Origin of the sequence: Serratia sp. MYb239 (assembly GCF_002966855.1) — a bacterium.
GTDB lineage: Bacteria > Pseudomonadota > Gammaproteobacteria > Enterobacterales > Enterobacteriaceae > Serratia_B > Serratia_B rhizosphaerae.
This window is the reverse complement of record NZ_CP023268.1, coordinates 3,801,034-3,825,688: the sequence shown is the minus strand read 5'-3', so window position 1 is coordinate 3,825,688 and position 24,655 is coordinate 3,801,034. Positions and strand designations below refer to the sequence as shown.

Below are 24,655 nucleotides of genomic sequence, written 5' to 3'. Positions count from 1 at the left end.
ATTGCGATAAAAGAAACGGGCGCCTGAGGCGCCCGTTTTTTATGGATGGATCAGTGGGCGCCGTCGCCGCCCCCGCCGCTGGAACTGAACGGTGGTTTGGCGAACCACACCAGCGCCAGCAGAATCAGGAACACCCCGGCCGACAGCCAGAAGATTTCGTTGGCCGAGATAATCAGCCCCTGAGCGGTAATCTGCTGGGCGATATACCCCGAAGCCTGCTGTTGGCTCATTCCCAACTGCTCAAGCTGGTGGTACATCTCCTGCGACTGCGGGTTGTAAGGGTTCACAAACTCCGTCAGCTGCGAATGGTGCAGCGATTCGCGCTGCGTCCACAGCGTGGTGGTGATCGAGGTGCCGATTGAACCGGCCAGAGTACGCACGAAGTTCGACAGGCTCGACGCCGCCGCCATACGCTCCGGCGGCAGGCCGGACAGGGTAATCGTCGTCAGCGGCATAAAGAAGCAGGCGATGGCGAAGCCCTGGACGAACTGCGGCCAGGCGGAGGCGCCGAAGTCCATACCCGGTTCAAAGGTATAGGCGCGCCAGTAGAAGCACACGGCATACATAATAAAGCTGAAGGTCACCAGCCGGCGCATATCCAGCCGGTGGCCGAATTTGCCGATGAGCGGCGACAGCAGCACCGGGATCAGGCCGACCGGCGCCGAGGCCAGCCCGGCCCAGGTCGCGGTGTAGCCGTACACCTCCTGCAACAGCTGCGGCAACAGGACGATGGCGCCGAAGTAGAGCATATAGGCCAGGCTGATGCACAGCACGCCGATGGTAAAGTTACGCGACTTGAACAGCGACAGATCCACCACCGGGTGATCGTCCGTCAGCTCCCAGACCACCAGGAACAGCAGCGCCACCACCGCCACCACCGTCAGGGTGATGATTTCGGTGGAGTTGAACCAGTCCAGCTCTTTCCCCTGATCCAGCATCACCTGCAGCGAACCGATGCCCACCACCAGCAAAATCAGCCCGATAGTGTCTATCGGTTTGATCTCGGTTTTGGTTTCACGGCCGCGCAGCGTCGCCAGGGCGGCGAAAATCACAAACGCCCCGATAGGGATGTTGATGAAGAAGATCCAGCCCCAGTGATAGTTGTCGCTGATATAGCCGCCGAGAATCGGGCCGAAAATCGGCGCGACGATCACCGTCATCGACCAGAGCGCCAGCGCCATGGCCCGCTTCGCCGGCGGATAGTTATTCAGCAACAGGCTTTGGGACAGCGGGATCAGCGGGCCGGCCACCAGCCCCTGGATCACGCGGAAGAAGATCAGCATGCCCAGACTGTTGGAGATACCACACAGCCAGGAAGCGATGGCGAACAGCGCGGTGGACCACAGGAACAGCCGCACTTCGCCGAAGCGCTTCGCCAGCCAGCCGGTAATCGGGATGGAGATGGCGTTCGCCACCCCGAACGAGGTGATAACCCAGGTGCCCTGCGAGTTGGATGACCCGAGGTTACCGGCGATGGTCGGTATCGCAACGTTGGCAATGGTGGAGTCCAGCACCTGCATAAAGGTCGCCATGGCGAGCGCGACCGTCATCCAGGCAAGCTGGGCCCCCTCAAGCGGTTTTTGTGCTGCCAAGGTAGCCTCCCGCTCGCTTAACCGGCGTTAGCATGAATAACATCGGCGATCATCTGGTTCACCGGCGCCAGCTGCAGCGTCAGCGCATCGCTCTGATAGCGTGGCTTGTCGTTGACCACGTTGGCCAGCATGCGGCCGTTGAGGTCGCTGGTATCGACGTTCACCAGCGTAGACAGGCCGATGCGCAGCGGATGATCGGCAATCTGCTTGGCGTCCAGCTCGATACGTACCGGCAGGCGCTGCACCACTTTAATCCAGTTGCCGGTGGCGTTCTGCGCCGGCAGCAGGGAGAAGGCGCTGCCGGTGCCCATATCGATACCGACCACTTTGCCGTGATACACCACGTCGTCGCCGTAGACATCGCTGACCACGGTGGCCGGCTGGCCGATGCGCATATTGGCGATCTGCGTTTCTTTAAAGTTGGCGTCAACCCACACGTGATCGGCCGGCACTACCGCCATCAGCGGCGAACCGGCGGCGATCTGCGCGCCGACCTGTACGCTGCGGCGTGAGACATAGCCGGTGATCGGGCTGATCACTTTGGTGCGCTGCAGCGCCAGCCAGGCGTCGCGCATCTGTGCGGCAGCCTGTTGCACGGCCGGCTGCTGTTCCAGCGGCGTATTCAGCACCATCGCCTGATTGGCGTTGTATTGCTGCACGGCCACTTCCAGCGCGGCTTTAGCGCTGGTGACGGCGTCGCGCGCGTGTTGCAGCTCTTCACGGCCGATGGCATCGACGCTGCCCAGCACCACGCGACGCTTGAGGTCGTTCTCCGCCTTGCTCAGGTCAGATTTGCGCAGGGCGATATTGGCCTGATACTGCTTACTGTTGATAATCAGCTGGTGGGTCTGACGCACGCTGTTGGCCAGCCCGGTTTTCGCCCGTTCGAACGCCTGTTCGGCGTCGGTCGGGTCGAGCGTCAGCAGCACATCGCCCTGTTTGACGTAATCGGTATTATCGAAATTGATGCGCGTTACGCTGCCGCCGACCTGGGACATAATCTGCACCTGGTTGCCCGCCACGTAGGCATCGTCGGTTTCCTGATGATGACGCAGCACCAGGAACCAATACACTAAATAAGCCACCCCAATAACAATAAAAATCACCGTCAGCAGAAGCAGCCAAAATTTACGCTGTTTCTTTTTGCCTGTCGGTTGCTGCGGGGTTTGTGTCTCCGCATTTGTGCTCATGGTTTTCTCCACGTTTTTCCTTGCCGGTTCAGGCGACGACGCACGCCGGCCGCCGTGATACCGCTTTAATTATTTTGGATAGAGTTATTATGCTTTTTCGTCCGTGGCCGACGGGGCTTGATAGCCGCCGCCCAGCGCGCGGATCAGTCCTATCTTCGCCTGCATCATATTGCTGCTGGCGCTTAATTCCGTCAGTTGCTGCTGGATCAGCTGCGTCTGACTGGATAACAGATCGTCACGCCCGATAATCCCTGCCCGGTAACGTGCATTGGCGACCTGGTAAACTTGCTGCATAGACTGCGAGGCCGAGGAGGCCTGCTGCAACTGCTGGGCGGTACTTTGCTGAACCGTAATGGCGTCAGCGGTTTCCTGCAGCGCATTGAGGATAGTCTGGTTATAGGATTCTACCGCCTGATCGTAGAGGGCGGACTCTTCACCCAGCTTGCTGCGCAGCGCGCCGGCGTGGAAGATCGGCAGCGAAATCGCCGGGGCGATATTCCAAGCCTGGCTGGCGGCTTCGAACAGGTTCGGGCTGGTGCCGTTGACGTTGGTGGTGGTCAAACCGGCGAAGGCGGAAATCGACAGGCTCGGATAGAACTCTTTACGGGCCGCGGCGACGCGCTGGTTATAGGATTCCACCAGCTGACGCTGGGCCGCAATGTCCGGGCGTTTACCCAGCAGGTCGGCGGTCAGCTCGCCTTTCGGCGCCAGCAGCGAGTCGGCCGGCAGTTTCACCGGACGCAAATGCTGCATCGCATTCGGACCCTGGCCGCTTAGGGCTGCCAGCTGGTGTTTTAACTGCTCAATTTGCGACTGCAGCTGCAGAATCTGCTGCTTGGCCGCATCGGACTGTGCTTTGGTTTGTTGCGGTACGTCAACGCCGGTCATCCCGGCCTGATATTGCTGCTGGCGCAGCTGCGTCAGGCGGTCGTTGTTCGTCACTTCCTGCTGCAGCAGTTTTTCCTGCGCATAATAGTTCTGCAGCAGGTAATAGGCCGAAGCTACGGAGCTGGTCAGCGTCAGCGCCGCCTGTTCCTGCTCGGCGCGCGCGGCGTCAACCTGCGCTTTGGCGGCGTTGACCTGGTTGCGGTATTTGCCCCACCAGTCAAATTCGTAGGCCAGGTTCAGGCCGAGCGAATTGGAGCTGGAGTAAATTGGCTTGTTGGGATAACCGAGGCCGGAGTTGACGTTTTGCGGGGTACGCTGGCGGGTGGTGCCGGCGTTGAGATCCAGGTTCGGGCCGTTGGCGGCGCTGGCTTCACCCATCACGCTGCGTGCTTCGCGCACCCGTGCGGCAGCCTGCTTCAGCGACGGCGAGTTTTGCAGCGCCTGAGTCATCAGGCCATCGAGCTGCGGATCGTTGAGGGCGCGCCACCACTGCGGGCTGATGGCCAGCGAACTGACCTTCGGTTGCGCCAGCTGCAGGTTTTGCGGATCCATCAGGGTAGACTGCGGGGCTATATTATCGGTAGATGCACACCCGGCCAGCAGTAAAACGGCGAACAGCGGGGTGAGTCTCCAGTTAAATGGGGATCGCATAAATTTGGTTACCTGAACAGAAATGAATAATTAGGATAACTGTTCTGAGACTTCCATTTGATCCAGACGTGCCAGCAGTTTGCGCGTCAGCTGCTCCAGCTGGTGTTGCTCATCGTTATTGAGTGTGGACCAAAGGAAATGCAGACATTTGTGCTGCGGCGGCAGCAGTTGCGCCAGGAATTCGGTGCCTTTTGGCGTCAAATGCAGATGCAGACAGCGGCGGTCGTTGTCGCTTTCCTTACGTTCAATCCACCCGCGTTTTTCCAGCTCATCGGCGATGCGTGTCGCATTGGTGCGCGAAGAGCCGAGTGCGGAGCTGAGCTCCGAAGGCTGAATGCTGTGGTTTTCCTGTGCATCCAGCGTAATCAGCGCCATAAACAATGTCTCGTTTATCCCTTGGGCCTTCAGCATTTTATTGCGATTTTCCAGCAACTTGCTTTGCATATGCATGCACAGCCGCGTCAGCAGAATTTCCTGATAGGGGAAGTCTTTCTGACGTTTGGCGCGGAAATTCAACATATTTTCTATGGGGGTAAACGAGTTTTCCATTATTTAGGGGCCTCATTGATTACGTTCGGTATAGTAACGATAGTGATTAATAATGTAAATCTTCAGCTTGGTGAATAATTTAACAATTTGTGTCATTTATTTGCCGTGATTGCGCCATTAATCGCCACTTTGCGCATGGTTATGTGAGGGAGCGCACGTAATGGCTCTCGGCTCAACCAAAAACAATAAGAATTTTTAAAGTAATGCCGAACGCCAGCGCGCCGAACAGCGTAGCGTAAATAATGCTTTTCGTGCGGTAAAAGCATAGCGCCAGCGCGGCGAAACCGGTTAACGTCGGCAGCAGCCTGGCGTGATCGCGCATCACCTCCGGGGTACTGGAAACCACCAGCAGCGCGCAGATGGAGGCAATGCCGATGCTGTCGAGCAGCAGGGCGATTTTACCGCGCGGCATACCCGGCCGTTGACGCGCCGGGGCAAACCGCAAGGGCAGGTAACGGAACAGGTAATTCGCGCAGCCGACCACCAGACCGATAAGCAGTACATCAGCGTTCATCGACGTTCTCCGTTGCCGTTGGTTGTAACAGCGCCGCCAGGCAGCCTGCGCCTATACCGCTCAGGATTGCCGCCGGAATAGAGAAACACAGCAGCCCCAGCAGTGCGCCGGCCAGTGAAGCGGCGATGATCAGACTTTGCGGGCGGGTGAAGGCAGCCAGCAGAAAACTGAGAAACAGCGCGGGCAGCATAAAGGAGAGCGAGGCCTCGATAACCGGGAACTGCTCCAGCGGGCCGTTGCCAAACAGAGCGCCTAACGCCGTGCCCGCCACCCAGGCGAGCCATGAGCTGAGCGCGATGCCGAGCATCCAGTTCTCGCTCCAGCTGCGCCGGTCGCGGATCAGTTTGGCGCTGGCGGCGGCGAAGACCTCGTCGGTCAGGCCGAACGCCCACAGAGCAGTTTTACCTTTGGACAGGCGGGCGCTAATGCGGTGGCGCAGCGCCGGCCCGTAGAGAATATGGCGGATATCCATCGCCATCACCGTCAGCGCGGACACCCACAGCGACATCCCGGCGCTGAGCAGCGCAGTGATGACGAACTGGCTGGCGCCAGCGTAGATGATGCAGGAAAAAAACAGGCTTTCCAGCGGCGAGAAGCCGAGCTTGACGGCGCTGAGGCCAAAGGCGAACGCCACCGGTAGGTAGCCGATAACGATTGGCAGGCTGTCAATAATGCCATTGACGAAAGTAGAGCGTGCGGCGGAAGGCGTCAGGTTCTCAGAGGCTTGGCTTTGCATATTGTCGGCGGCACAGAATAGGAGACCAATAGTTTATCTCCAGAACATTACCAGAGAGTGAGTAATGTTTATACCCTGTGCCGCTAATAAATTTCACTGGTTATTGTTTTCTTGCTAATCAGATTTTGACCGCCACTGGGGGTCGTGCCGCTGGCCGCGCCACCAGATTAACAGGCTGATGATGCACAGCGTAATGCCGGCGGCGGCGACACCGTACCAGCCTGCATGTTGGTAGGCAGAGGCCGACAGCAGCGAGCCCAGCGCGCCGCCGATAAAGTAGCTGGTCATATAACCGGCGGTCAGACGGTTGCGCGCGTCGGGCATCACGCGGTAAATCACGCTCTGGTTGGTGACGTGTACCGCCTGCACCGCCAGGTCCAGAATGATGATGCCGATTAATAGTGCCCAGAGTGATTGTTTAGCTAAAGCGATGGGTATCCAGGATAACAGCAGCAGGATCAGCCCGGCGCTGGTGGTGAATCCGGCCCGGCCTTTATCCGTCTGCTGGCCGGCGTGGGAAGCAGCCAGCGCGCCGGCGGCGCCGACCAGGCCGAACAGACCGATGACTCCTTCGGAATAGCCGAACGGCGGGGCGGCCAGCAGAAACGCCATCGAGGTCCACAGCACGCTGAAATTGGCGAAAGAGAGCGCGCCGAGCAGGGCGCGGGTGCGCAGCAGCGGCGTGGTGCCGAACAGTACGAAGATCGATTTCAGCAGCTGCGGGTAATTCAGCCCGCTGTGCTGCTTATAGCGCGGCAGCGCGCGCCACAGGATCAGCGCCATGACGATCATCAGCGCGCTGGCCACCCAGTAAATGGTGCGCCAGCCGCCGACGGAGGCCAGCGCCCCGGCGACGGTGCGCGCCAGCAGAATGCCGAGCAGCAGGCCGCTCATAATAATGCCGACGGTTTTGCCGCGTTTTTCCGGATGCGCCAGCGTCGCCGCCAGCGGCACCAGAATTTGCGCCACCACGGAAAACAGCCCGGTCAGTGCGGTGCCGAGGATCATCACCGCCAGCGTGCTGGAGGTGGCGGTGATCAACATGCCGCCGGCGGCCAGCAGCGTCATAAACACGATCAGGCCGCGCCGTTCGAACATATCGCCGAGCGGCACCAGAAACAGCAGGCCGACCGCATAGCCTAACTGGGCGGCGGTGACGATAAAGCCGGCCTGATTAACCGACAGGTTAAACTGCTGGGCAATGGTTTCCAGCAGCGGCTGGGCGTAATAGTTGCTGGCGACGGCCAGGCCGGTCGCCATGGCGATCAGCGCGGTCAGCGCCGGACTGAGTCCCGGGTGTTCTGTTGTTGTTTTCATCGGATTTCAGATAACTGGAAAAAGTGCGCAGAGTATCGGGCAGGAAAGCTGACAAATCCAATGTATAATTTTCATTTTATTTATCTCATTTCACGATAGATGCCATGAACCTGAAACAGATCCGCTATGCGCTGGCGGTGGCGGAGGAGCAGAGTTTTACCCGCGCCGCTCAGCGTTGCCATACCGTCCAGTCAGCCCTTAGCCACCAGATTGCCAAACTGGAGGAGGAACTGGGCTGCGTGCTGTTTGAACGCACCTCGCGCCGGGTGTCGCTGACCTCGGCCGGGCGCGCGTTTATCCTGCCGGCACAGCGGCTGCTGTCGGCTCGTCAGACGCTGGTGGATGAAGTGGTGTCGGCCAGCGGCACGCTGTCCGGCACGCTGACCATTGGCACCATCTCAACGCTGAATGCGATAGATCTGACGGAAAAGCTGGCGGCCTTTCATCGCCATCATCCGGCGGTCAATATTCGCCTGTACGTGGGGATCAGCGAGCTGCTGCTGGAAAACGTTCGTCAGCAGCAGACCGACGTGGCGTTTGTCGGCATCTGGCCGGGGGACAAGGATATGCTGCCGGCCTCTCACCGTCTGCTGACCGATGAGCCGCTGGTGGCTCTGGTGTCGCCTCGCCATGCGCTGGCCGGCTGTCGGCAGGTGACGCTGCCGGCACTGGCGGAAGTTCCGCTGGTGGATTTTTATAGCGGCACCGGCGCCCGGCGGCAGACCGACCGCGCCTTTCAGGCCGCCGGGGTCAGGCGGCACGTCAGCTTTGAAATCGACCATATTGAATGGCTGGAGAATCTGGTGCGCAGCGGCCTGGCGACCGGCATCGTACCGGTTTCTACCGCCCTGCGTCTGAGCGGACTGGTGGCGGTGCCCATCAAGGATGGCCCGCGCAGACAGGTGTATTGCGCCTGGCATCAGCCGCTGTCCAGGGCGGCGGAGCGCTTTTTACAGTTTAGCGGCCTGGGGCCGGCGGGAGAGTGAGAATCGGCCCTCCCGCAGAGAGAGGGCCGTAGAGGGAGGGATTACTTCTTCGCCGCGGCTTCTTCGGCGGTTTTCACCCAGCCGTCAAATGTTGCCTGATGGGCCTTGATCCAACCGTTAACGTGGTTTTCGATATCGGATTCAGACGCCTGGCCTTCATGCATACGCAGGTTTTGGGCGTTGATATCGGCGATAGGCAGTTTCATGGTGGCGAACAGCTTGGCGGCTGCCGGGTTCTTCTCTGCCCACTGTTTGTTGGCGGCAATACGCATGGTATTGACCGGGAAGCCATAGTTGGCGCCGTTAGGCAGCTTGGTGTCGACGTTCTTCTGCTCGCCCGGCAGGGAGGAGAACGGCACCTGCAGCCAGACCACATCGCGCCCCGGTACCAGTACGTCGCTCACCCAGTATGGCGTCCAGGTGTAGTACAGGATCGGTTTGCCTTCCTTGAAGCGGGTGATGGTGTCGGCGATCATTGCCGCGTAGTTGCCCTGATTGTGCGTGACGGTCTTTTCCAGCCCGTAGGCGTCCAGATGGTGGTTAATCACCGCTTCACAGCCCCAGCCCGGCGTACAGCCGGTCATATCGGCCTTACCGTCGCCGTTGGTGTCGAACAGCTTGGCGATTTTCGGATCTTTCAACTGCTCCACGTTGGTGATGTGATATTTGTCTGCGGTTTTCTTGTCGATCAGATAGCCCTGTGCGGCGCCGTTGACGTATACCCCTTCGCGGTAGAACTTGGCATCACCGCCGGCGGCCTTGTACTGGTCGGCGTGCAGCGGATCCCAGTTGACGGCGAGGAAGGTGGCGTCGCCGGAGGCGATTGAGGTATAGGCAACGTTGTAGTCGACTTCACGCGGTGGTTTAACGTCGTAGCCCAGTTTTTCCAGCGCCTTGCTGACCAGCAGGGTCTGGAAGGTCTCTTCCGAAATGGTGCTCTGCACCGGTTGTACCGAGATACCTTTTCCTGGCAAATCAGCAGCGGAAGCAACCTGTGAACCAATCAGTGTGGTAAGGGCGACAGCCCAGATTCCTGTAGTGCGCATAGTCTTTCCTCTGTGTTTGATGTTGTGGCGTTGTGACCCGCCGGAACGCTGCCGGCGGGAAAACCTCTCAGGCTTTTTTCATAAATGGCCGGGCGAGCAGGCCGATGGGACCGTGGGCGTACCAGCGATGGGCGCCTTTGCTGCGGCTGTCACGCCCCAGCGACTGGGTGAGACGGTCAAGGATAATGGCCAGAATCACGATGCCGACGCCCCCGACGGCGGCCAGGCCCATGTCGAGCCGGCCGATGCCGCGCAGCACCATCTGTCCCAGACCGCCGACGGCGATCATCGAGGCGATCACCACCATCGACAGCGCCAGCATCAGCGTCTGGTTAACCCCGGCCATAATGGTCGGCATTGCCAGCGGCAGTTGCACCTTGAACAGCAGCTGGCGCGGGCTGGAACCGAAGGATTCGGCCGCTTCGATCAGATCTTCCGGCACCTGTTTGATCCCGAGGATCGTCAGACGCACGATCGGCGGCAGGGCGAAGATAATGGTCACCACCACGCCTGGCACGTTGCCGATACCGAACAGCATGACGATCGGCACCAGATAGACAAACGCCGGGGTGGTCTGCATGGCGTCGAGCAGCGGCCGGATGATTTTGGCGGCGTGTTTGCTACGCGCCAGCCAGATGCCGAGCGGCAGGCCGATGACGATACAGAAGAACAGCGCCGTCAGCACCAGCGCCAGCGTCACCATCGCCTGCGACCAGGCGCCGATTGCGCCGATGGCGATCAGCGACACCAGCGTGGCGGCGCCCATGCCGAGGCCGGACAGCTGCCAGGCGATCAGCGAGAACACGATAATGGCGATTGGCGCCGGCATCCCCAGCAGCAGCTGTTGAAAGCCGCTGAGGATAAAATCAACCGGCACGCGAATGCCCTGAAACAGCGGGCGGAAATGCAGCACCAGCCAGTCGATGCCCTGCGTGACCCAGGAGTCAAACGGCACCCAGGCTTTGTGGAACGGGTCGAGCAGGTTGAAGTGCTCCGGCTGGGCCGGCGCGCTGTTCAGCCAGTCTGCGCCGCCCTGGGCAGCCTGCTGTCCGGCATCATGCGCGGCAGGCGGCGGGCTGCTGGACCAGGCGTCCGCGCCATTCCCGGCCGGTGCCTGTGCGGGCGCATCGCCGGCGGAACCGCCGGTTGACCAGGGATCGCTGCTGCCGCCTGCGGGGGCGTCCTGTGCCGGAGCGCCCTGTGTCGGGGCATCCTGCGCCGGCGTGTTTTGCGCCGGGGCGTCAGGTTGTTCAGAGGCGCTTGCCCACGGATCTTGGTTTTTGTCATCACTCATTCGCTGGGCCCTCTTTATCTAAAGCCTGCAGCAGCATGGCTTTGGAGATGATTCCGATATAGGTGTGCTCGTCGTCGATAACCGGTACGGCGCAGGGCGCCTGCGCTACCAGCGAAATCAGTTCGCTGAGCGGCATATCGGCAGCAACCGGCGCCGGGGCTTCCAGCAGTGCGTCATCAAGGCTCAGGTTGGCCTCCAGCGCTTTTTCCAGCGAGTCGATCGACACCACGCCGACAAATTTCTGCCCGCGGTCGAGCACATAGCCATAGCCGCGGTCTTCGTCACGCAGCAGACGCAGCGCCGAACGCGGGCCGAAACCGGGCGCTTTGCGGATCAGGGTGACCGGGCGGCGCTGGGCGATATCCTTCGCGCTGAAAACGTGGCTGATATCGACGCCGCGGAAGAAGGTGCGGACATAGTCGTTGGCCGGGTTGTTGAGGATTTCATCCGGCGTGCCGACCTGAATCACTTCACCGCCCTGCATAATGGCGATGCGATCGCCAATGCGCATGGCTTCATCCAGATCGTGAGAGATAAATACGATGGTGCGCTGATGTTTGGCCTGCAGTTTCACCAGCTCATCCTGCATCTCGGTGCGGATTAACGGATCGAGCGCCGAGAAGGCTTCATCCATCAGTAATATATCCGGGTTATTCGCCATGGCGCGGGCCAGGCCGACGCGTTGGCGCATACCGCCGGATAATTCATCCGGGTAGGAATGGGCATAATTTTCCAGCCCGACCTGACGCAGCGCCTCCAGCGCTTTTTGCTGCCGTTCCTGCAGCGGAATGCCGGCCAGTTCCATGCCGAATGCCGTATTATTTACTACATTCAGGTGCGGCATCAGCGCAAATGACTGGAATACCATGCTGATTTTATTTCTGCGCACCGTACGCAGCGCAGATTCCGATATTTTCGCAATATCTTCGCCGTCGATGCGTACTTCGCCGCGGGTGGGGGTGATCAGACGATTGAGAAGGCGTACCAGGGTTGACTTCCCGGAGCCGGAAAGCCCCATGATGACGAAGATTTCGCCTTCTTCAATGGCCAGATTGGCATTTTTCACGCCAAGTGAAAGTCCGGTTTTTTCAAACAACTGGTCTTTGCTGAACCCTTTGTCTATCAGCTTAAATGCGCGATCCGGATGTTCACCGAATATTTTATATAGATTCTTAACTTCTATTTTAATTGACATGCAATGTGCTGTTTCCTCTGGTTTATTTCAAACGATAAAAAACTTCCTAATACGAAAATAATAGTGCTTCATACCCTAACACAGTGAGCATTTGAGACAAGTCTCAATGTTATCAGTACGTCGGGCGGCGGTTTACATCAGGCGTTATCTTGGCTATGGTAAAATTGCCGGTGATTTAAAATTATTGGCAATGATCGCAAAATATTCCACTGAACAAGACGGATTTATTGATAAATATCCGTTGCCTGCGGCTGAAATGTCGGTTGATATTTTTCAGGATAAATCTTGCCTGCTGGAGGCATATTTTATCGTCCTGGATGACGGCGCAATGGGTAAATTTCAGCGTGGCGGAAATAATAAAAAACCCGGCGGATAGCCGGGTGAAATTCATCAGTATTCAACAACAGACGTCGACATCGAGGGGATATCGCCGGGGCAGTGTAACCGGCGACTGTGACAGTCTGATGTCACGTTACGCCTTACGGTACAAACGTCTGGGATGGCCGATATTGCCGTACACCATTTCGACCCGGACGAACTGCGTACTGACGCAGTATTCCAGGTAGCGGCGCGCGGTGGTTTTGCTGATGCCGGCCTGCTCGACAATATCCTCCACCGCATGAGCGTAATCCGGTCGGCGGATAAACAGCGCCTGCACCAGCTCCAGGGTATTGGGCTCGATGCCCTTGGCGCTCGGCTCAGTGGAAAACTGCTTGGACTGCAGGTTATACAGGGCGTCGACGTTGCTCTGGTCGATCACTTTAAACGTACGCTGGGTCTGCACAAACTGCATAAAACGTTCCAGCGAGTTGCGCAGCCGTTTATACGACAGCGGTTTGATGATGTAATCAAAGGCGCCGTTACGAATGGCCTGGCTGCAGGTGTGCATATCGCTGGCGGCGGTGATGAAGATTACCGAACAGCCGGGATTTTTGACCGCAGGCTCTTCCATCAGCTCGATGCCTTGCCCGTCCGGCAGGAAATTGTCCAGCAGGATTAACCGCGGCCGTTGTGCGCTGACTTTGGCTCGCGCTTCGCTCAGGGTCGCGGCATAGGCGACGACGCGCAGATTAAAATTCTTCTCGATAAACTCTGCATGCAGCGTTGCCAGCTGCGGTTCATCTTCGACGATCAAAACGTCCAGTGCTTCAGGTTGCATGCTTCGGGTGCCCGTTTTTTATCAATTCTTGGGGATAAACAGGGAAAAAATGGCGCCGTGCGGCTCATTGTCCGACACTTCTATACTGCCGTGCGCCTGGGCGACATGGCTGGCGACCAGGTGCAGGCCGATGCCGTGATCGCCGTGCCGTTTGGTGGAAACGCCCTGTTCAAACAGCGTCTCGCGTATCTCCGCCGCGATGCCGCCGCCGTGGTCGGCGACCTCAATCACCAACTCATTGCCATTATCATTAATATAGAGTTCTACCGCGTCGTGCGGCGCAGCGCAATGCAGGGTTGCTTCCACCGCGTTATCCAGCAGGTTGCCGATAATCGACATCAGTTCGGTTTCATTCAGCGCGGCCGGTATCTGGCGCAGCTGACAGGCGGGGTCAAAACGCAGTTCCACGCCTTTTTCCCGCGCGCTGGCATATTTGCCCAGCAGCAGGCCGCACAGCGCCGCCGAACTGAAACGCTGCGAAATAAAGTCGAGGATCTCCTGCGCGCCTTCCGACTGCGCCTCCACGTAGCGTATGGCTTCGTCATAGCGCTGCATATGCAGCAGCCCGGCGAGGGTGGCAGTCCAGTTGAGTTGTTCGTGGCGCATAATGCGCAGGCTGTCGGCGTAGCGTTTCACCTGGCTGAGCTGGCTGCTCAGCGTATTGATGTCGTTTTTATCGCGGAAGCTGATCACCCAGCCCTGCAGGCGATCTTCCTGCATGATGCGCACCCGGTTGGCGATCACCCGGACGTGGTTGAAGCGGCAGACCTCGTCGTGACAATCCTGGGCGAGCTGCGTCGGGCTGAAAAAGTCCGGCTGTGCCTGGATCACCTCGGCGATATCGCGCCCCATCAGGCTGCTGGCCGGCTGGCGCAGATCCAGCAGCTCGCGCGCGGCGTGGTTGATGGTGATGATCTTCTGCTGGGGATCGATGGCGATCACCCCTTCATAAATGGCTTCCAGCAGCGCCTTTTGTTGACGCACCAGCAGGGCGATATCCTGCGGCTCCAGCCAGAACATCTGGCGTTTGAGGTTTTTTGACAGCAGCCAGGAGAAAATAAACAGTGCGATCAGCAGCAGAATAATCGAGCCGATAATCTGCGTCAGGGTGCGTGCATTTAAATTATCGATATGCGATTTAAGATAGCCGACCGACACAATGCCGATCACCTGATTATTTTCGTCGACGATCGGCGCTTTACTGCGTAACGATATTCCGATGCCGCCTTTGCGAATGGAAATAATGCTTTTACCTTCCAGCACCTCTTTATTATCGCCGCCGACCATCGCCGTGCCGTAACGGCCGGGATATTCGGAATGATAAAGGTGGCGAGCATGACGATCGCCGATCACAATATAACTGGCGTCGCTGCTGGCGCGGATTTTTTTCAGCAGGGCGGCAATGGCATGTGCGTCCTGTTGTTGCACCGCCTGCGCCAAAGAGGGAATCAGGGCAATTTCCCGGGCCTGCACCTGCGCCCGCGCGCCCAAATCGCGGTGCAGTTGGGCGTCCAGCTGATAATAGGTATAGGCGCCGATCAGCGTCAGCAACAGGCAGGAGAACGCGACCAGACACAGAAACAGTTTGATTTGAAATGAGAGTTTTCTACGCATGTCGGCCGTGGGTCAGGAAGCGAATTCGGTGGCTTACCCTATCACGAGATGCGTCGTCAGGTGTATTGCGTTCGATCATGTTGTGATCGCCGGCATGGCTTTATACTCGCCGTGGCGAATTCGTCTACACTGTTTATAATTCGATAAAGTTTAAATTAAATTATCTTTAAAACCATTAACGCCACGCCATATTTTACATAACCCGATTAAAAACCATAGAAACCATAACCACCATTAAAAACCCTTTTTATCTTTGAACAGAATCACAGCGAATAATCTGTTGCATTATCTATGATGGCTGAACAAACCAATAAGAGGCCAGATTATGAGCACAACTGATGATTCTTATCTCGTTGCCGGCGATAAAACCGCAGACGTTCCGCTGCGGGAAAAGTGGTGGCGGGTTTTGGATAATTACAAAATAGGCATTATTCCGCTGCCGTTCTTTTTACTGGCTGGCGGACTGATTCTGCTCGACTGTCTGGAAGGCTCGTTGCCCAGCGATATCGTGGTGATGGTGGCGACGCTGGCCTTTTTTGGTTTTGCCTGCGGTGAGTTCGGCAAACGTCTGCCGCTGGTGGGGAAAATGGGGGCGGCAGCAATCTGCGCGACCTTTATCCCCTCTGCGCTGGTGCATTACGGTCTGCTGCCGGACGTGGTGGTGGCGTCGACCACCAAATTCTATAAGTCGACCAATATTCTTTATCTCTACATCTGCTGCATTATCGTCGGCAGCATTATGAGCATGAACCGCCAGGTGCTGATCCAGGGCTTCCTGCGTATCTTCGTGCCGATGCTGTGCGGCGAGATCGTCGGCATGCTGGTGGGGATGGGCGTCGGGCTGGCGCTGGGGCTGGAGCCGTTCCAGATCTTCTTCTTCCTGATCCTGCCGATCATGGCCGGCGGCGTCGGCGAAGGGGCGATTCCGCTGTCAATGGGCTATGCGACGATCCTGCATATGGAGCAGGGCGTGGCGCTGGGGCGCATTCTGCCGATCGTCATGCTCGGCAGCCTGACGGCGATCGTGATGGCCGGCCTGCTGAACCAACTGGGCAAACGCTACCCGCATCTCACCGGCGAAGGCAGCCTGATGCCGAGTAAAGCGGGCGGCAGCGAGATGTCGGCGGTCGAAAAAATCAGCGGCAAGGTGGACGTCAGCACGCTGGCCTGCGGCGCGCTGCTGGCGATTCTGCTGTATATGGTGGGGATGCTGCTGCACCGTATGATTGGCCTGCCGGCGCCGGTCGGCATGCTGTTTGCCGCCGTGGCGGTCAAACTGGCGCACGGCGTTTCGCCGCGTATCCAGGAAGGCTCACAGGTGGTGTATAAATTCTTCCGCACTGCGGTGACGTACCCGATTCTGTTCGCCGTCGGTGTGGCGATTACCCCGTGGCAGGAGCTGGTGGACGCCTTCACCGTGCAGAACCTGATCGTGATTGTCTGCACCGTCGGCGCGCTGGTGGGCACCGGTTTCCTCGTCGGTAAAAAAATTGGCATGCACCCGATCGATGTCGCCATTGTTTCCTGTTGCCAGAGCGGGCAGGGGGGCACCGGCGACGTGGCGATCCTGACGGCCGGCAACCGCATGTCGCTGATGCCGTTCGCTCAGATCGCCACCCGCATCGGCGGCGCGATCAACGTATCCCTTTCTCTGCTGGTGTTGTCGCATTTCTTTGCCTGATAGTGTTCCTTAGCAGGTCTTTGCCTTGCCCCGTCCCCACGGGGCTTTTTTTGGCCGCTTAAAACGCCCAGTCTTCATCTTCGGTGATCACCGCCTTGCCAATCACGTAAGACGACCCCGAACCGGAGAAGAAATCGTGGTTCTCGTCGGCATTGGGTGAGAGCGCCGACAGAATCGCCGGGTTAACCTCCGCCATGGATGCCGGGAACAGCGCCTCGTAACCGAGGTTCATCAACGCTTTGTTGGCGTTGTAGTGCAGGAAGGTTTTCACCTCTTCCGTCCAGCCCACCTCGTCGTACAGCTCTTCAGTGTAGTGCACCTCGTTTTCATACAGATCCTGCAGCAGGTCGAAGGCAAAGCGCTTCACCTGCTGGCGACGGGCGGCGTCAACCTGCTCCAGCCCTTTTTGGAATTTATAGCCAATGTAGTAGCCATGCACCGCTTCGTCGCGGATGATCAGGCGGATCAGATCGGCGGTATTCGTCAGTTTGGCGCGGCTGGACCAGTACATCGGTAGATAAAAGCCGGAGTAGAACAGGAAGGATTCCAGAAACACGCTGGCGACCTTTTTCAACAGCGGATCGTCGCTGCGGTAATGCGCCAGAATGATATCGGCCTTTTTCTGCAGCGCGCGGTTCTCTTCACTCCAGCGGTAGGCCTCATCGACGTCGCGGGTCTGGCACAGCGTGGAGAAGATCGAGCTGTAGGAGCGTGCGTGCACCGCTTCCATAAAGCTGATATTGGAATAGACCGCCTCTTCATGCGGGGTGATGGCATCACCGATCAGCGTCGGCGCGCCGACGGTGTTCTGAATGGTGTCCAGCAGCGTCAGGCCGGTGAACACGCGAATGGTCAGCTGCTGCTCCTTCGGCGTCAGCGTGCCCCAGGAGGAGATATCGTTCGACAGCGGCACCTTCTCCGGCAGCCAGAAATTGGCGGTCAGCCGGTTCCATACTTCCAGATCCTTATCGTCTTCGATTTTATTCCAGTTGATCGCCTGGACTCTCTGCAGTTTCATAACGTTCCTCACAGCGCGCAGGACACGCAGCCCTGAACTTCGGTACCTTCCAGCGCCATCTGACGCAGGCGGATGTAGTAGATGGTTTTAATGCCCTTGCGCCAGGCGTAGATCTGCGCCCGGTTGATATCGCGGGTAGTGGCGCTGTCGCGGAAGAACAGCGTCAGCGACAGCCCCTGATCGACATGCTGGGTAGCGGCCGCGTAGGTATCAATGATCTTTTCCGGACCAATCTCGTAGGCGTCCTGGTAATACGCCAAATTGTCATTGGTCATATAGGGCGCCGGATAATAGACGCGGCCGATCTTGCCCTCCTTGCGGATCTCGATACGCGAGACGATCGGATGGATGCTTGAGGTGGAGTTGTTGATGTAAGAAATCGAACCGGTTGGCGGCACCGCCTGCAGGTTCTGGTTGTACAAACCGTGCAGCATCACCGACTGGCGCAGCGCCTGCCAGTCCGCCTGTGTCGGGATAGAGACACCGGCGTCGGCAAACAGCGCGTTTACCCGCTCGGTCTGCGGCAGCCATGGGGTATCAATGTATTTGGCGAAGTATTCGCCGCTGGCATAGGCCGACTCTTCAAAGCCGCCGAAGCTGCATTTGCGCTCGATCGCCAGCTGATTCGAGGCGCGCAGGGCGTGATAGGCGACGCAGTAAAAATAGATATTGGTGAAGTCGATCCCTTCCGGCGAGCCGTAGAAGATGCGTTCACGCGCCAGATAGCCGTGCAGGTTCATCTGGCCGAGACCAATGGCGCGCGAGGCGCGGTTACCTTCGGCGACGGAGGGCACGGAACTGATATCGCTCATCTCTGCCACCGCGGTCAGCGCGCGAATGGCGGTTTCCACCGTTTTGCCGAAGTCCGGCGCGTCCATGGTTTTGGCGATGTTCAGCGAACCCAGGTTGCAGGAGATGTCCTTACCGATCTGCTGATAGCTGAGATCGTCGTTGTAGCGGCTGGCGCGGTTGACCTGCAGGATTTCCGAGCACAGGTTGCTCATATTGATGCGGCCGGCGATCGGATTGGCGCGGTTCACCGTATCTTCAAACATGATATAGGGATAACCGGACTCAAACTGAATTTCCGCCAGCAGCTGGAAAAACTCACGCGCGTTGATACGCGACTTGCGGATGCGCTTGTCGTCCACCATTTCGCGGTACTTTTCACTGACGCTGAGCTCCGACAGCGGCACGCCGTACACTCTTTCGACGTCATACGGCGAGAACAGGTACATCTCTTCGTTGTTTTTCGCCAGTTCGAAGGTGATGTCCGGGATCACGACGCCAAGGGACAGCGTCTTGATACGGATTTTCTCATCGGCGTTTTCGCGCTTGGTATCGAGGAAGCGCAGAATATCCGGATGGTGGGCGTGCAGATACACCGCGCCGGCCCCCTGTCGGGCGCCCAGCTGATTGGCGTAGGAGAAGGCATCCTCCAGCATCTTCATGATCGGGATCACCCCGGACGACTGGTTTTCGATCCGCTTGATTGGCGCGCCGGCCTCGCGGATATTGCTCAGCAGAAAGGCCACGCCGCCGCCGCGTTTTGACAGCTGCAGCGCCGAGTTCACCGCCCGGCCGATCGACTCCATATTGTCTTCGATCCGCAGCAGGAAGCAGGAAACCAGCTCGCCGCGCTGTTTTTTGCCGCTGTTCAGGAAGGTGGGCGTCGCCGGCTGGAAGCGTCCGGACACCATCTCTTCCACCAGATGCTGCGCCAGCGTGGTATCGCCGGCCGCCAGCGTCAGCGCCACCATACATACCCGGTCCTCATAGCGTTCCAGGTAGCGTTTGCCGTCGAAGGTTTTCAGCGTATAGCCGGTGTAATATTTAAAAGCGCCGAGGAAGGTCGCAAAGCGAAACTTTTTCGCATACGCCTGCTTAAACAGCTGCTTGATAAACGGGAAATCGTACTGCGTCAGCACCTGCGGTTCGTAGTAGCCCTCATCCACCAGATAGCGCAGCTTTTCCGCCAGATTATGGAAAAATACCGTGTTCTGGTTCACGTGCTGCAGGAAATAGTGGCGCGCGGCCTGTTTATCCTGCTCAAACTGGATGTGCCCTTCGGCATCGTAAAGGTTGAGCATGGCGTTAAGCGCGTGGTAGTCCAGCGCGTCGGCGCCGGGTCTGATCAATTCTGTCGTTGCCAAAATGCGGTTACTCCCTGTCGTACGTTTGCAACGTCTTGTGCGGTGCCGAGCAGTTCAAAGCGGTAAAGAAAAGGCACCTGGCATTTTTTGGCGATAATCTCGCCGGCGATGCCATACGCTGCGCCGAAGTTGGTGTTGCCGGCGGCGATGACGCCGCGCAGATAAGCGCGATTATGCGGATCGTTGAGAAAGCGGATTACCTGGATCGGCACCGCACCGGTGGCGCTGCCGCCGCCATAGCTGGGTACGATCAAAATATAGGGGCGATCCACCAGCAGATTTTCACGACTGCCGGCGATCGGGATGCGTATCGCCGGCAGCGCAAGTTTCTCAACGAACCTGTGTGTGTTCTCCGAACTGCTGGAGAAATAGACCAATGGATTCATCAGAACGACTCACGACGCCGTGGCGTGAATCAACGCGCCAATTTTGTCGGGGCGAAAGCCCGCCCAGTGATCGTCGCCGGCAACGATCACCGGAACCTGCTGGTAGCCTAATGATTTGACATGGTTGAGCGCTTGCTGATCCTGAGTGAGATCGATCACCTGATAAGCAATTCCCTGTTTATCGAATGCGCGATAGGTGGCGTTGCACTGGACACAGTCCGGCTTGCTGTAAATAATAATACTCATGATTCGCATTTACCTTTTGGTTTGAAGGAAAGGCGGTAAAGTCAGAAACCAGAACCTGATGCGGCATTTCTGACGACGTTATCAACCCACGCGTTGTCCCTGCGGTTGATGTTTAAGATACTAGATATTGATCTTAAGTTTATCAACCGCTCTATATATAGTGTTTTATCCTATTTTTGTGCGAAGCCGCACCGGGGCTGGATCGGCGGCGGAAAATTTTTTTATGCCGCTAAGCAGGGGAGTCAATCAGGAGAGGTTTTGGTCGGTCTGGCGACGGTATGGGGGATAAAAGTAAGCGGCCCGCGGTTTCCCGCGGGCCAGACGCACATCTGTTTTATCTTTATGACTGCAAGGGGTGTTAACGCCGGTCCGGCAGCGCGTCGGGTGCGATACCCACGTTCTGCCAAGGTCTGTCATGCACATATTCATCAGCATATCTTTACAGTGTAGACCATTTTTCGGCCGCGCGTCGGCACGTGTGAGAGTCAGCACCTGTGGGGTTGTACATTTGGTTACTCAAGGAAACCAATCACTCACGGAAAGGCGACGGCGCTTCTTCTAGTATCTGCTGCAACGGCCCGCAGGGGCTTACCGAAGAACATACTGAGGAATGTAATGATGAAAAAATTATTAGCTCTGGCTGTTGCGGCAACGATGGGTCTGTCTTCCGTGGCCTTCGCGGCTGAAACTGCGGCTGCGCCGGCAGCAGCTGCACCGGCGGCAACCACCAGCTCACCGGCTGCCGCGGCGACAAAAGCGCCGGCAAAAACCAGCCATAAGAAAACGCATCACAAAAAAGCCCATAAAAAAGCCGCAGAGCAGAAAGCTCAGGCCGCCAAAGCGAAAAAACACGCTAAAAAAGCCCCGGCGCAAAAAGCGCAGGCGGCGAAAAAGCATCACAAAAAAGCAGGCAAGAAAGCCGCTTGATTAAGCGATCGCCATAAGCCACGCGTCAAGCGCCTGGCTTATGGCGTCTGATGCCAACACCCGGTTCCCCGGGTGTTTTTTTAGGGCCGCCTGTCATGATAAATCGCTACCTGTTGGCGCTGATCTGCAGCGTGATTGCCTTGTGCGGCCTGTTGGTCGCCTGGTGGCTGTTTCTGAACCGTTTTTTGTAACCCGCGTGCCGCCCGTCGACGCCTGATTTCCCTTTCAAACGTAACGCTATTTTCCCCTTCGCTGCGCCTCAAACCGCGCGTTTGGTTCTGCAGAATGCAACGCTATCCCGCCATAAACCGTGCCTCAAGAATAGTCTGAAACCCCCGTGCTGACGGCGGAAAATTATTGTTTCGGCCAATGATTCCGGTAAGGTCGCACGGCAGTTTGGAATGAGAGGAGAAAGCGATGTATTTACGGCCGGATGAAGTGGCTAAGGTATTGGAGAGTACTGGCTTTAAGTGTGACTCGATGACCGACCAGGCGTATGGTTACCGCAAGGGCGAGCACTATGTGTACGTGAACCGGGAAGCCCGGATGGGCAGAACCGCGCTGGTGATTCATCCTGAGTTAAAAGAGCGCAGCCGCTATTTCGCCACGCCGGCTTCGCCGATACGCGTCAGCGAACAATACCTTGAATTCCCGCTGGACGTCAGCGGCGACAGTCCGGGCCAGCGTTACGGTATTCCCCACGGTTTCAGCTCGCGTGAAGCGCTGAGCCGCTACCTTTACAGCATGTTTCTGTAACCCCAACGCGGCTCGTTGCGCCGTGCCGGTACTCAGCCGTTGGCTACCGCATCCAGATTAAAACGCGCATTATAGGCGCGACGGAACTGCGCCAGTTCAAACGCGTCCAGATCCAATTCGGCAAAGTAGAACAGGGCGGATTCGGTGTATTCCGCATTCAGTTCCGGCGACAGGCCGGCGCGAATCAGCATATCGCGCCATTGGGCGAGCTGGGTGTCGTCTGCCTCCTTGATAAAGGCGACATAGATAAACAGCAGGTAGGCGGCCCGGTGCATCTCTTCGGTATAGCCGTTATTCAGCATGCGAATAAACGCTTGGCTGTTGCGGCCACCCATTTCCTGCATCATTGACTCAATCAGCATGGGCTTGACCCGCAGCCACTGGGCCAGCGAGTCAACGGCCTTGCGGGTATCGGACGTCAGGATCCGATAGCCGGCGATAAATACGACGATCAGAACAGCGATGATAATCCACGTCATGGCGCTATTTTCTACTCAGTGATGGTCTGGGGCGCCGGGCTGGCGCCTGCCGTTTCAGTGCTGCTCGCCGCTGAAGTTCCCTGCGGTCTGCTGCTGGTTTTGCAGATGGTGGTTGAACGTGGCGGCGTCTTTTGCCAGCGCGTCCAGATGCGCACCCAGCATTTTTATCTGTTTTACCAGTGCATGCTGTTGCGGAACGGAAGTGGCGGTGCTCAGTTTGCGCTCCAGTTGCTCATTTTGCGCATGCAGCGCGGCCTCACGCCGTTTGGCCTCCTCCAGCAGCGCCATCTCACGCTGTTTGGATTCTTCCAGCTGTTGTTGCAGAGCGTCATAGCTTTGTTGCCATTCGCGGTGCTGCTTTTCGAAGCTGGCCTGCAACTCATTCATTGCATTTTGAAACTGGATTTCCAGCTCGCGCATAGTCATGGTCTTCTTCCCTTTGCGGCACTCAGTAGTCTGTCTGCAGTATAACGAAAAGCGCGCGTAAGCTCACCCGTTGCGAACAAAAGCAGACAAACTCCCGGTGCGCATCCGGAACTTGCAACCTGGCCGCAGGGTCTTACAATCAACGAAATTCCCCGCAGTACAAGGAGCCCCAGGTCGTTTCCGGTATCAACCCTTACGTGAGTGGCAGCGAGATGAGCAACGAAGATAAAGGCTTTTTTGAGCAGGCGATGGCGGATGTCATCCCGTTATCCGGGCAGCAGCAAACGCTGTATCTGCAACCGCAGTCCCAGGTCGATAAGCGCGCCCGGCGCGACGCGCTGGCACAGTCAGAGGAAAACCCACTCAGCAGCGATTTTTTGACGATTATTCCCGGCGATACGCCGCTCGAATACAAACGGGAAGGGATTCAGCAGGGCGTACTGGATAAGCTGCGCAGCGGACGCTACGCCCCGCAGGCCAGCCTGCACCTGCTGAGGCGGCCGGTGGAGGCCTGCCGGCAGGAGCTGTACCGGTTTATCACGCTGGCGGAAAAAGAGAACCTGCGCTCGCTGCTGATCGTACATGGTCGCGGGCGTGATGATGAGAGCCATGCCAATATTGTGCGCAGCTATGTCGCCAAGTGGTTGGCACAGCTGGAGCAGGTGCAGGCATTTTGCCGCGCGCTGCCGCGTGACGGCGGCGAGGGTGCCTGCTATGTGACGCTGCGTAAATCTGCGGCGGCCAAAGCGGATAATTTCGAGCGTCACGCCAAGCGCAGCCGTTAACGTCGCGCGCTCAGGCGGACAGCAGATTAGCGATTTCCAGCAGGTTATTATCCGGATCGCGCAGATACAGCGAGAGGAGAGGACCAATCGCGCCGGTGCGCTCCACCGGCCCCTCCTCAATGATGACGCCGAGGTCGTCCAGTTCTTCGATCACCTGCTCAAGCGGGGTCGAGGTGATAAAACACAGGTCGGCCGAGCCGGGCGTGGGGCGGTGCGCTTTTGGTTCAAACTCATGCCCCTGCCGGTGCAGATTGATTTTTTGCTGGCCGAAGCGCAGCGCCTTGCGGTCGCCGCGAAAGGTGATGATGTCAAATCCCAGCACCTGCTGATAAAACTGGCAACTGCGTTCAATGTCCGCCACCGTTAACACCAGGTGGTCCAGCCGTTCTATTTTCATGGCTATCCGCCGTCGTGCAGGGCGGCCGATGGCGCAGAATGCGCTAATCGGCCGCGTGGGTTATTTATCGAACAGTTTATGGTCCAGCGAGTAACGTCCGGCGCCGGTGACTGCCAGCAGCAATAACCCGCCGATAATACTGACGTTTTTAAAGAAGTTAATCTCGTTGCCCATCATTTCCGCTCCGGTCATCTGCCAGAACGGATGGCCGATAAAGGCGGTGCCCAGCACGTACAGGGCGAAAAGCAGCGCGATGGGGCGGGTAAAGATCCCGATAATCAGCGCGATGCCAAACAAAAACTCCACCACCACGGCGATGATCGCCGCCAGATAGGGCATCGGGGCGCCGTAACCTTCCATGGAGGTGACGGTTGCGCCAAAGTTGGTCAGTTTCATCCAGCCGAAAATGATAAACAGGATCATCAGCAATATTCTGGCCAGCAGAATAACGCCGTCTTTTGAACTATCACCCATTGCTAACTCCTTAGCCACTGATAAACGTTATGTTGTGTTGCTGCTTAAAGCGTAGACCATGTTTACCGTTATTCGAGGTATGGTGCGGCCTGAACGTTGGCATAGGCGGAATTATGGCGCGCAGGCGCTGCGGGGGAGGCGGCCTCCCCGAAAATGGCAATATTGAATGAAGGGCAGGAGGAAAAAAGCGGGGGAA

At 57.7% G+C, this 24,655-nt stretch carries 27 protein-coding genes; 6 read left to right on the top strand and 21 right to left on the bottom strand.

Annotation, left to right across the window (positions count from 1 at the left end; genetic code table 11):
• Positions 1-50: 50 nt before the first annotated feature.
• From emrB to CLM71_RS18335, 7 genes are all read right to left on the bottom strand, one after another.
• Positions 51-1,550, bottom strand: coding sequence for a multidrug efflux MFS transporter permease subunit EmrB (gene emrB / locus CLM71_RS18365; protein WP_111736576.1), 1,500 nt, complete (start codon positions 1,548-1,550; stop codon positions 51-53).
• A 59-nt stretch (positions 1,551-1,609) separates the two neighbouring features.
• Entirely contained in the window at positions 1,610-2,782 is a 1,173-nt protein-coding gene (gene emrA / locus CLM71_RS18360) for a multidrug efflux MFS transporter periplasmic adaptor subunit EmrA (RefSeq protein WP_105232269.1), read from the bottom strand.
• A gap of 87 nt (positions 2,783-2,869) precedes the next feature.
• On the bottom strand, positions 2,870-4,321 hold the full coding sequence (locus CLM71_RS18355) for an efflux transporter outer membrane subunit (protein ID WP_105232268.1): 1,452 nt from the start codon (positions 4,319-4,321) through the stop codon (positions 2,870-2,872).
• Positions 4,322-4,351: 30 nt separating this feature from the next.
• Complete coding sequence (mprA, locus tag CLM71_RS18350; protein ID WP_105232267.1) at positions 4,352-4,870, bottom strand: transcriptional repressor MprA; 519 nt, start codon at positions 4,868-4,870, stop codon at positions 4,352-4,354.
• 172 nt (positions 4,871-5,042) lie between these two features.
• Entirely contained in the window at positions 5,043-5,384 is a 342-nt protein-coding gene (gene ygaH, locus CLM71_RS18345; protein WP_105232266.1) for an L-valine transporter subunit YgaH, read from the bottom strand.
• Positions 5,374-6,120, bottom strand: coding sequence for an AzlC family ABC transporter permease (locus tag CLM71_RS18340; protein ID WP_105232265.1), 747 nt, complete (start codon positions 6,118-6,120; stop codon positions 5,374-5,376). The genes ygaH and CLM71_RS18340 overlap by 11 nt, the downstream gene beginning before the upstream one ends.
• Positions 6,121-6,234: 114 nt before the next feature.
• Positions 6,235-7,437, bottom strand: a complete 1,203-nt coding sequence (locus CLM71_RS18335) for an MFS transporter (protein WP_105232264.1) — start codon at positions 7,435-7,437, stop codon at positions 6,235-6,237.
• Positions 7,438-7,541: 104 nt separating this feature from the next.
• On the opposite strand from CLM71_RS18335, the gene CLM71_RS18330 reads away from it, so the two are divergent.
• Positions 7,542-8,423 (top strand): LysR family transcriptional regulator, encoded by an 882-nt coding sequence (locus CLM71_RS18330; protein WP_105232263.1) that lies wholly within the window; start codon positions 7,542-7,544, stop codon positions 8,421-8,423.
• A gap of 41 nt (positions 8,424-8,464) precedes the next feature.
• Here CLM71_RS18330 and proX read toward each other — a convergent pair whose 3' ends face one another.
• The 3 genes from proX to proV form a co-directional block, all read right to left on the bottom strand.
• A complete protein-coding gene (proX, locus tag CLM71_RS18325; protein WP_105232262.1) occupies positions 8,465-9,469 on the bottom strand; it encodes a glycine betaine/L-proline ABC transporter substrate-binding protein ProX in 1,005 nt (334 codons plus the stop codon).
• Between the two features lie 67 nt (positions 9,470-9,536).
• Entirely contained in the window at positions 9,537-10,763 is a 1,227-nt protein-coding gene (gene proW / locus CLM71_RS18320; protein WP_105232261.1) for a glycine betaine/L-proline ABC transporter permease ProW, read from the bottom strand.
• Complete coding sequence (proV, locus tag CLM71_RS18315; RefSeq protein ID WP_105232260.1) at positions 10,756-11,958, bottom strand: glycine betaine/L-proline ABC transporter ATP-binding protein ProV; 1,203 nt, start codon at positions 11,956-11,958, stop codon at positions 10,756-10,758. The genes proW and proV overlap by 8 nt, the downstream gene beginning before the upstream one ends.
• A 106-nt stretch (positions 11,959-12,064) precedes the next feature.
• Here proV and CLM71_RS18310 point away from each other — a divergent pair, with 106 nt between their 5' ends.
• Complete coding sequence (locus CLM71_RS18310; protein WP_158684832.1) at positions 12,065-12,334, top strand: hypothetical protein; 270 nt, start codon at positions 12,065-12,067, stop codon at positions 12,332-12,334.
• 96 nt (positions 12,335-12,430) lie between these two features.
• On the opposite strand, the gene CLM71_RS18305 is transcribed toward CLM71_RS18310, so the two are convergent.
• Complete coding sequence (locus CLM71_RS18305; protein WP_105232258.1) at positions 12,431-13,117, bottom strand: response regulator; 687 nt, start codon at positions 13,115-13,117, stop codon at positions 12,431-12,433.
• Between the two features lie 21 nt (positions 13,118-13,138).
• The gene (locus tag CLM71_RS18300) at positions 13,139-14,731 is read right to left on the bottom strand and encodes a sensor histidine kinase (RefSeq protein ID WP_105232257.1); all 1,593 of its coding nucleotides are present in this window, start codon (positions 14,729-14,731) and stop codon (positions 13,139-13,141) included.
• A gap of 325 nt (positions 14,732-15,056) precedes the next feature.
• Between CLM71_RS18300 and CLM71_RS18295 the strand changes: the two genes are divergently transcribed.
• The gene (locus CLM71_RS18295) at positions 15,057-16,412 is read left to right on the top strand and encodes a 2-hydroxycarboxylate transporter family protein (protein WP_105232256.1); all 1,356 of its coding nucleotides are present in this window, start codon (positions 15,057-15,059) and stop codon (positions 16,410-16,412) included.
• 58 nt (positions 16,413-16,470) lie between these two features.
• Here CLM71_RS18295 and nrdF read toward each other — a convergent pair whose 3' ends face one another.
• The 5 genes from nrdF to CLM71_RS24480 all read right to left on the bottom strand — a co-directional run bounded on the left by nrdF (position 16,471) and on the right by CLM71_RS24480 (position 20,636).
• Entirely contained in the window at positions 16,471-17,430 is a 960-nt protein-coding gene (gene nrdF / locus CLM71_RS18290; RefSeq protein ID WP_105232255.1) for a class 1b ribonucleoside-diphosphate reductase subunit beta, read from the bottom strand.
• Between the two features lie 8 nt (positions 17,431-17,438).
• The gene (nrdE, locus tag CLM71_RS18285; RefSeq protein WP_105232254.1) at positions 17,439-19,583 is read right to left on the bottom strand and encodes a class 1b ribonucleoside-diphosphate reductase subunit alpha; all 2,145 of its coding nucleotides are present in this window, start codon (positions 19,581-19,583) and stop codon (positions 17,439-17,441) included.
• Positions 19,565-19,969, bottom strand: a complete 405-nt coding sequence (gene nrdI / locus CLM71_RS18280) for a class Ib ribonucleoside-diphosphate reductase assembly flavoprotein NrdI (protein WP_105232253.1) — start codon at positions 19,967-19,969, stop codon at positions 19,565-19,567. Before nrdI ends, nrdE begins: the two co-directional genes overlap by 19 nt.
• A 9-nt stretch (positions 19,970-19,978) precedes the next feature.
• Positions 19,979-20,215, bottom strand: coding sequence for a glutaredoxin-like protein NrdH (nrdH, locus tag CLM71_RS18275; RefSeq protein WP_105232252.1), 237 nt, complete (start codon positions 20,213-20,215; stop codon positions 19,979-19,981).
• A gap of 358 nt (positions 20,216-20,573) precedes the next feature.
• Positions 20,574-20,636, bottom strand: a complete 63-nt coding sequence (locus CLM71_RS24480; RefSeq protein WP_222618814.1) for a hypothetical protein — start codon at positions 20,634-20,636, stop codon at positions 20,574-20,576.
• A 197-nt stretch (positions 20,637-20,833) separates the two neighbouring features.
• Here CLM71_RS24480 and asr point away from each other — a divergent pair, with 197 nt between their 5' ends.
• Both asr and CLM71_RS18265 read left to right on the top strand, forming a co-directional pair.
• Positions 20,834-21,142: an acid resistance repetitive basic protein Asr gene (asr, locus tag CLM71_RS18270; RefSeq protein ID WP_105232251.1), complete on the top strand. Its 309-nt coding sequence runs from the start codon at positions 20,834-20,836 to the stop codon at positions 21,140-21,142.
• Positions 21,143-21,559: 417 nt separating this feature from the next.
• On the top strand, positions 21,560-21,898 hold the full coding sequence (locus CLM71_RS18265) for a DUF2002 family protein (RefSeq protein WP_105232250.1): 339 nt from the start codon (positions 21,560-21,562) through the stop codon (positions 21,896-21,898).
• Between the two features lie 32 nt (positions 21,899-21,930).
• Here CLM71_RS18265 and CLM71_RS18260 read toward each other — a convergent pair whose 3' ends face one another.
• Both CLM71_RS18260 and CLM71_RS18255 read right to left on the bottom strand, forming a co-directional pair.
• Complete coding sequence (locus CLM71_RS18260; RefSeq protein WP_105232249.1) at positions 21,931-22,377, bottom strand: DUF1198 family protein; 447 nt, start codon at positions 22,375-22,377, stop codon at positions 21,931-21,933.
• Between the two features lie 54 nt (positions 22,378-22,431).
• A complete protein-coding gene (locus CLM71_RS18255; protein WP_105232248.1) occupies positions 22,432-22,803 on the bottom strand; it encodes an MbeD/MobD family mobilization/exclusion protein in 372 nt (123 codons plus the stop codon).
• Positions 22,804-23,015: 212 nt separating this feature from the next.
• Between CLM71_RS18255 and smrA the strand changes: the two genes are divergently transcribed.
• Positions 23,016-23,588 (top strand): DNA endonuclease SmrA, encoded by a 573-nt coding sequence (smrA, locus tag CLM71_RS18250; protein WP_105232247.1) that lies wholly within the window; start codon positions 23,016-23,018, stop codon positions 23,586-23,588.
• A 10-nt stretch (positions 23,589-23,598) separates the two neighbouring features.
• Here the strand turns inward: smrA and CLM71_RS18245 are convergent, their stop codons facing one another.
• Both CLM71_RS18245 and CLM71_RS18240 read right to left on the bottom strand, forming a co-directional pair.
• Entirely contained in the window at positions 23,599-23,985 is a 387-nt protein-coding gene (locus CLM71_RS18245) for a VOC family protein (protein WP_105232246.1), read from the bottom strand.
• A 60-nt stretch (positions 23,986-24,045) separates the two neighbouring features.
• Entirely contained in the window at positions 24,046-24,459 is a 414-nt protein-coding gene (locus CLM71_RS18240; protein ID WP_105232245.1) for a DoxX family protein, read from the bottom strand.
• Positions 24,460-24,655 lie beyond the last annotated feature (196 nt).

Excerpts from the sequence above, each read along its gene's own strand:
- emrB (WP_111736576.1), bottom strand. The coding sequence starts at position 1,550 with ATGACGGTCGCGCTCGCCATGGCGACCTTTATGCAGGTGCTGGACTCC.
- emrA (WP_105232269.1), bottom strand. The coding sequence starts at position 2,782 with ATGAGCACAAATGCGGAGACACAAACCCCGCAGCAACCGACAGGCAAA.
- CLM71_RS18355 (WP_105232268.1), bottom strand. The coding sequence starts at position 4,321 with ATGCGATCCCCATTTAACTGGAGACTCACCCCGCTGTTCGCCGTTTTA.
- mprA (WP_105232267.1), bottom strand. The coding sequence starts at position 4,870 with ATGGAAAACTCGTTTACCCCCATAGAAAATATGTTGAATTTCCGCGCC.
- ygaH (WP_105232266.1), bottom strand. The coding sequence starts at position 5,384 with ATGAACGCTGATGTACTGCTTATCGGTCTGGTGGTCGGCTGCGCGAAT.
- CLM71_RS18340 (WP_105232265.1), bottom strand. The coding sequence starts at position 6,120 with ATGCAAAGCCAAGCCTCTGAGAACCTGACGCCTTCCGCCGCACGCTCT.
- CLM71_RS18335 (WP_105232264.1), bottom strand. The coding sequence starts at position 7,437 with ATGAAAACAACAACAGAACACCCGGGACTCAGTCCGGCGCTGACCGCG.
- CLM71_RS18330 (WP_105232263.1), top strand. The coding sequence starts at position 7,542 with ATGAACCTGAAACAGATCCGCTATGCGCTGGCGGTGGCGGAGGAGCAG.
- proX (WP_105232262.1), bottom strand. The coding sequence starts at position 9,469 with ATGCGCACTACAGGAATCTGGGCTGTCGCCCTTACCACACTGATTGGT.
- proW (WP_105232261.1), bottom strand. The coding sequence starts at position 10,763 with ATGAGTGATGACAAAAACCAAGATCCGTGGGCAAGCGCCTCTGAACAA.
- proV (WP_105232260.1), bottom strand. The coding sequence starts at position 11,958 with ATGTCAATTAAAATAGAAGTTAAGAATCTATATAAAATATTCGGTGAA.
- CLM71_RS18310 (WP_158684832.1), top strand. The coding sequence starts at position 12,065 with ATGTTATCAGTACGTCGGGCGGCGGTTTACATCAGGCGTTATCTTGGC.
- CLM71_RS18305 (WP_105232258.1), bottom strand. The coding sequence starts at position 13,117 with ATGCAACCTGAAGCACTGGACGTTTTGATCGTCGAAGATGAACCGCAG.
- CLM71_RS18300 (WP_105232257.1), bottom strand. The coding sequence starts at position 14,731 with ATGCGTAGAAAACTCTCATTTCAAATCAAACTGTTTCTGTGTCTGGTC.
- CLM71_RS18295 (WP_105232256.1), top strand. The coding sequence starts at position 15,057 with ATGAGCACAACTGATGATTCTTATCTCGTTGCCGGCGATAAAACCGCA.
- nrdF (WP_105232255.1), bottom strand. The coding sequence starts at position 17,430 with ATGAAACTGCAGAGAGTCCAGGCGATCAACTGGAATAAAATCGAAGAC.
- nrdI (WP_105232253.1), bottom strand. The coding sequence starts at position 19,969 with ATGAATCCATTGGTCTATTTCTCCAGCAGTTCGGAGAACACACACAGG.
- nrdH (WP_105232252.1), bottom strand. The coding sequence starts at position 20,215 with ATGAGTATTATTATTTACAGCAAGCCGGACTGTGTCCAGTGCAACGCC.
- asr (WP_105232251.1), top strand. The coding sequence starts at position 20,834 with ATGAAAAAATTATTAGCTCTGGCTGTTGCGGCAACGATGGGTCTGTCT.
- CLM71_RS18265 (WP_105232250.1), top strand. The coding sequence starts at position 21,560 with ATGTATTTACGGCCGGATGAAGTGGCTAAGGTATTGGAGAGTACTGGC.
- CLM71_RS18260 (WP_105232249.1), bottom strand. The coding sequence starts at position 22,377 with ATGACGTGGATTATCATCGCTGTTCTGATCGTCGTATTTATCGCCGGC.
- CLM71_RS18255 (WP_105232248.1), bottom strand. The coding sequence starts at position 22,803 with ATGACTATGCGCGAGCTGGAAATCCAGTTTCAAAATGCAATGAATGAG.
- smrA (WP_105232247.1), top strand. The coding sequence starts at position 23,016 with ATGAGCAACGAAGATAAAGGCTTTTTTGAGCAGGCGATGGCGGATGTC.
- CLM71_RS18245 (WP_105232246.1), bottom strand. The coding sequence starts at position 23,985 with ATGAAAATAGAACGGCTGGACCACCTGGTGTTAACGGTGGCGGACATT.
- CLM71_RS18240 (WP_105232245.1), bottom strand. The coding sequence starts at position 24,459 with ATGGGTGATAGTTCAAAAGACGGCGTTATTCTGCTGGCCAGAATATTG.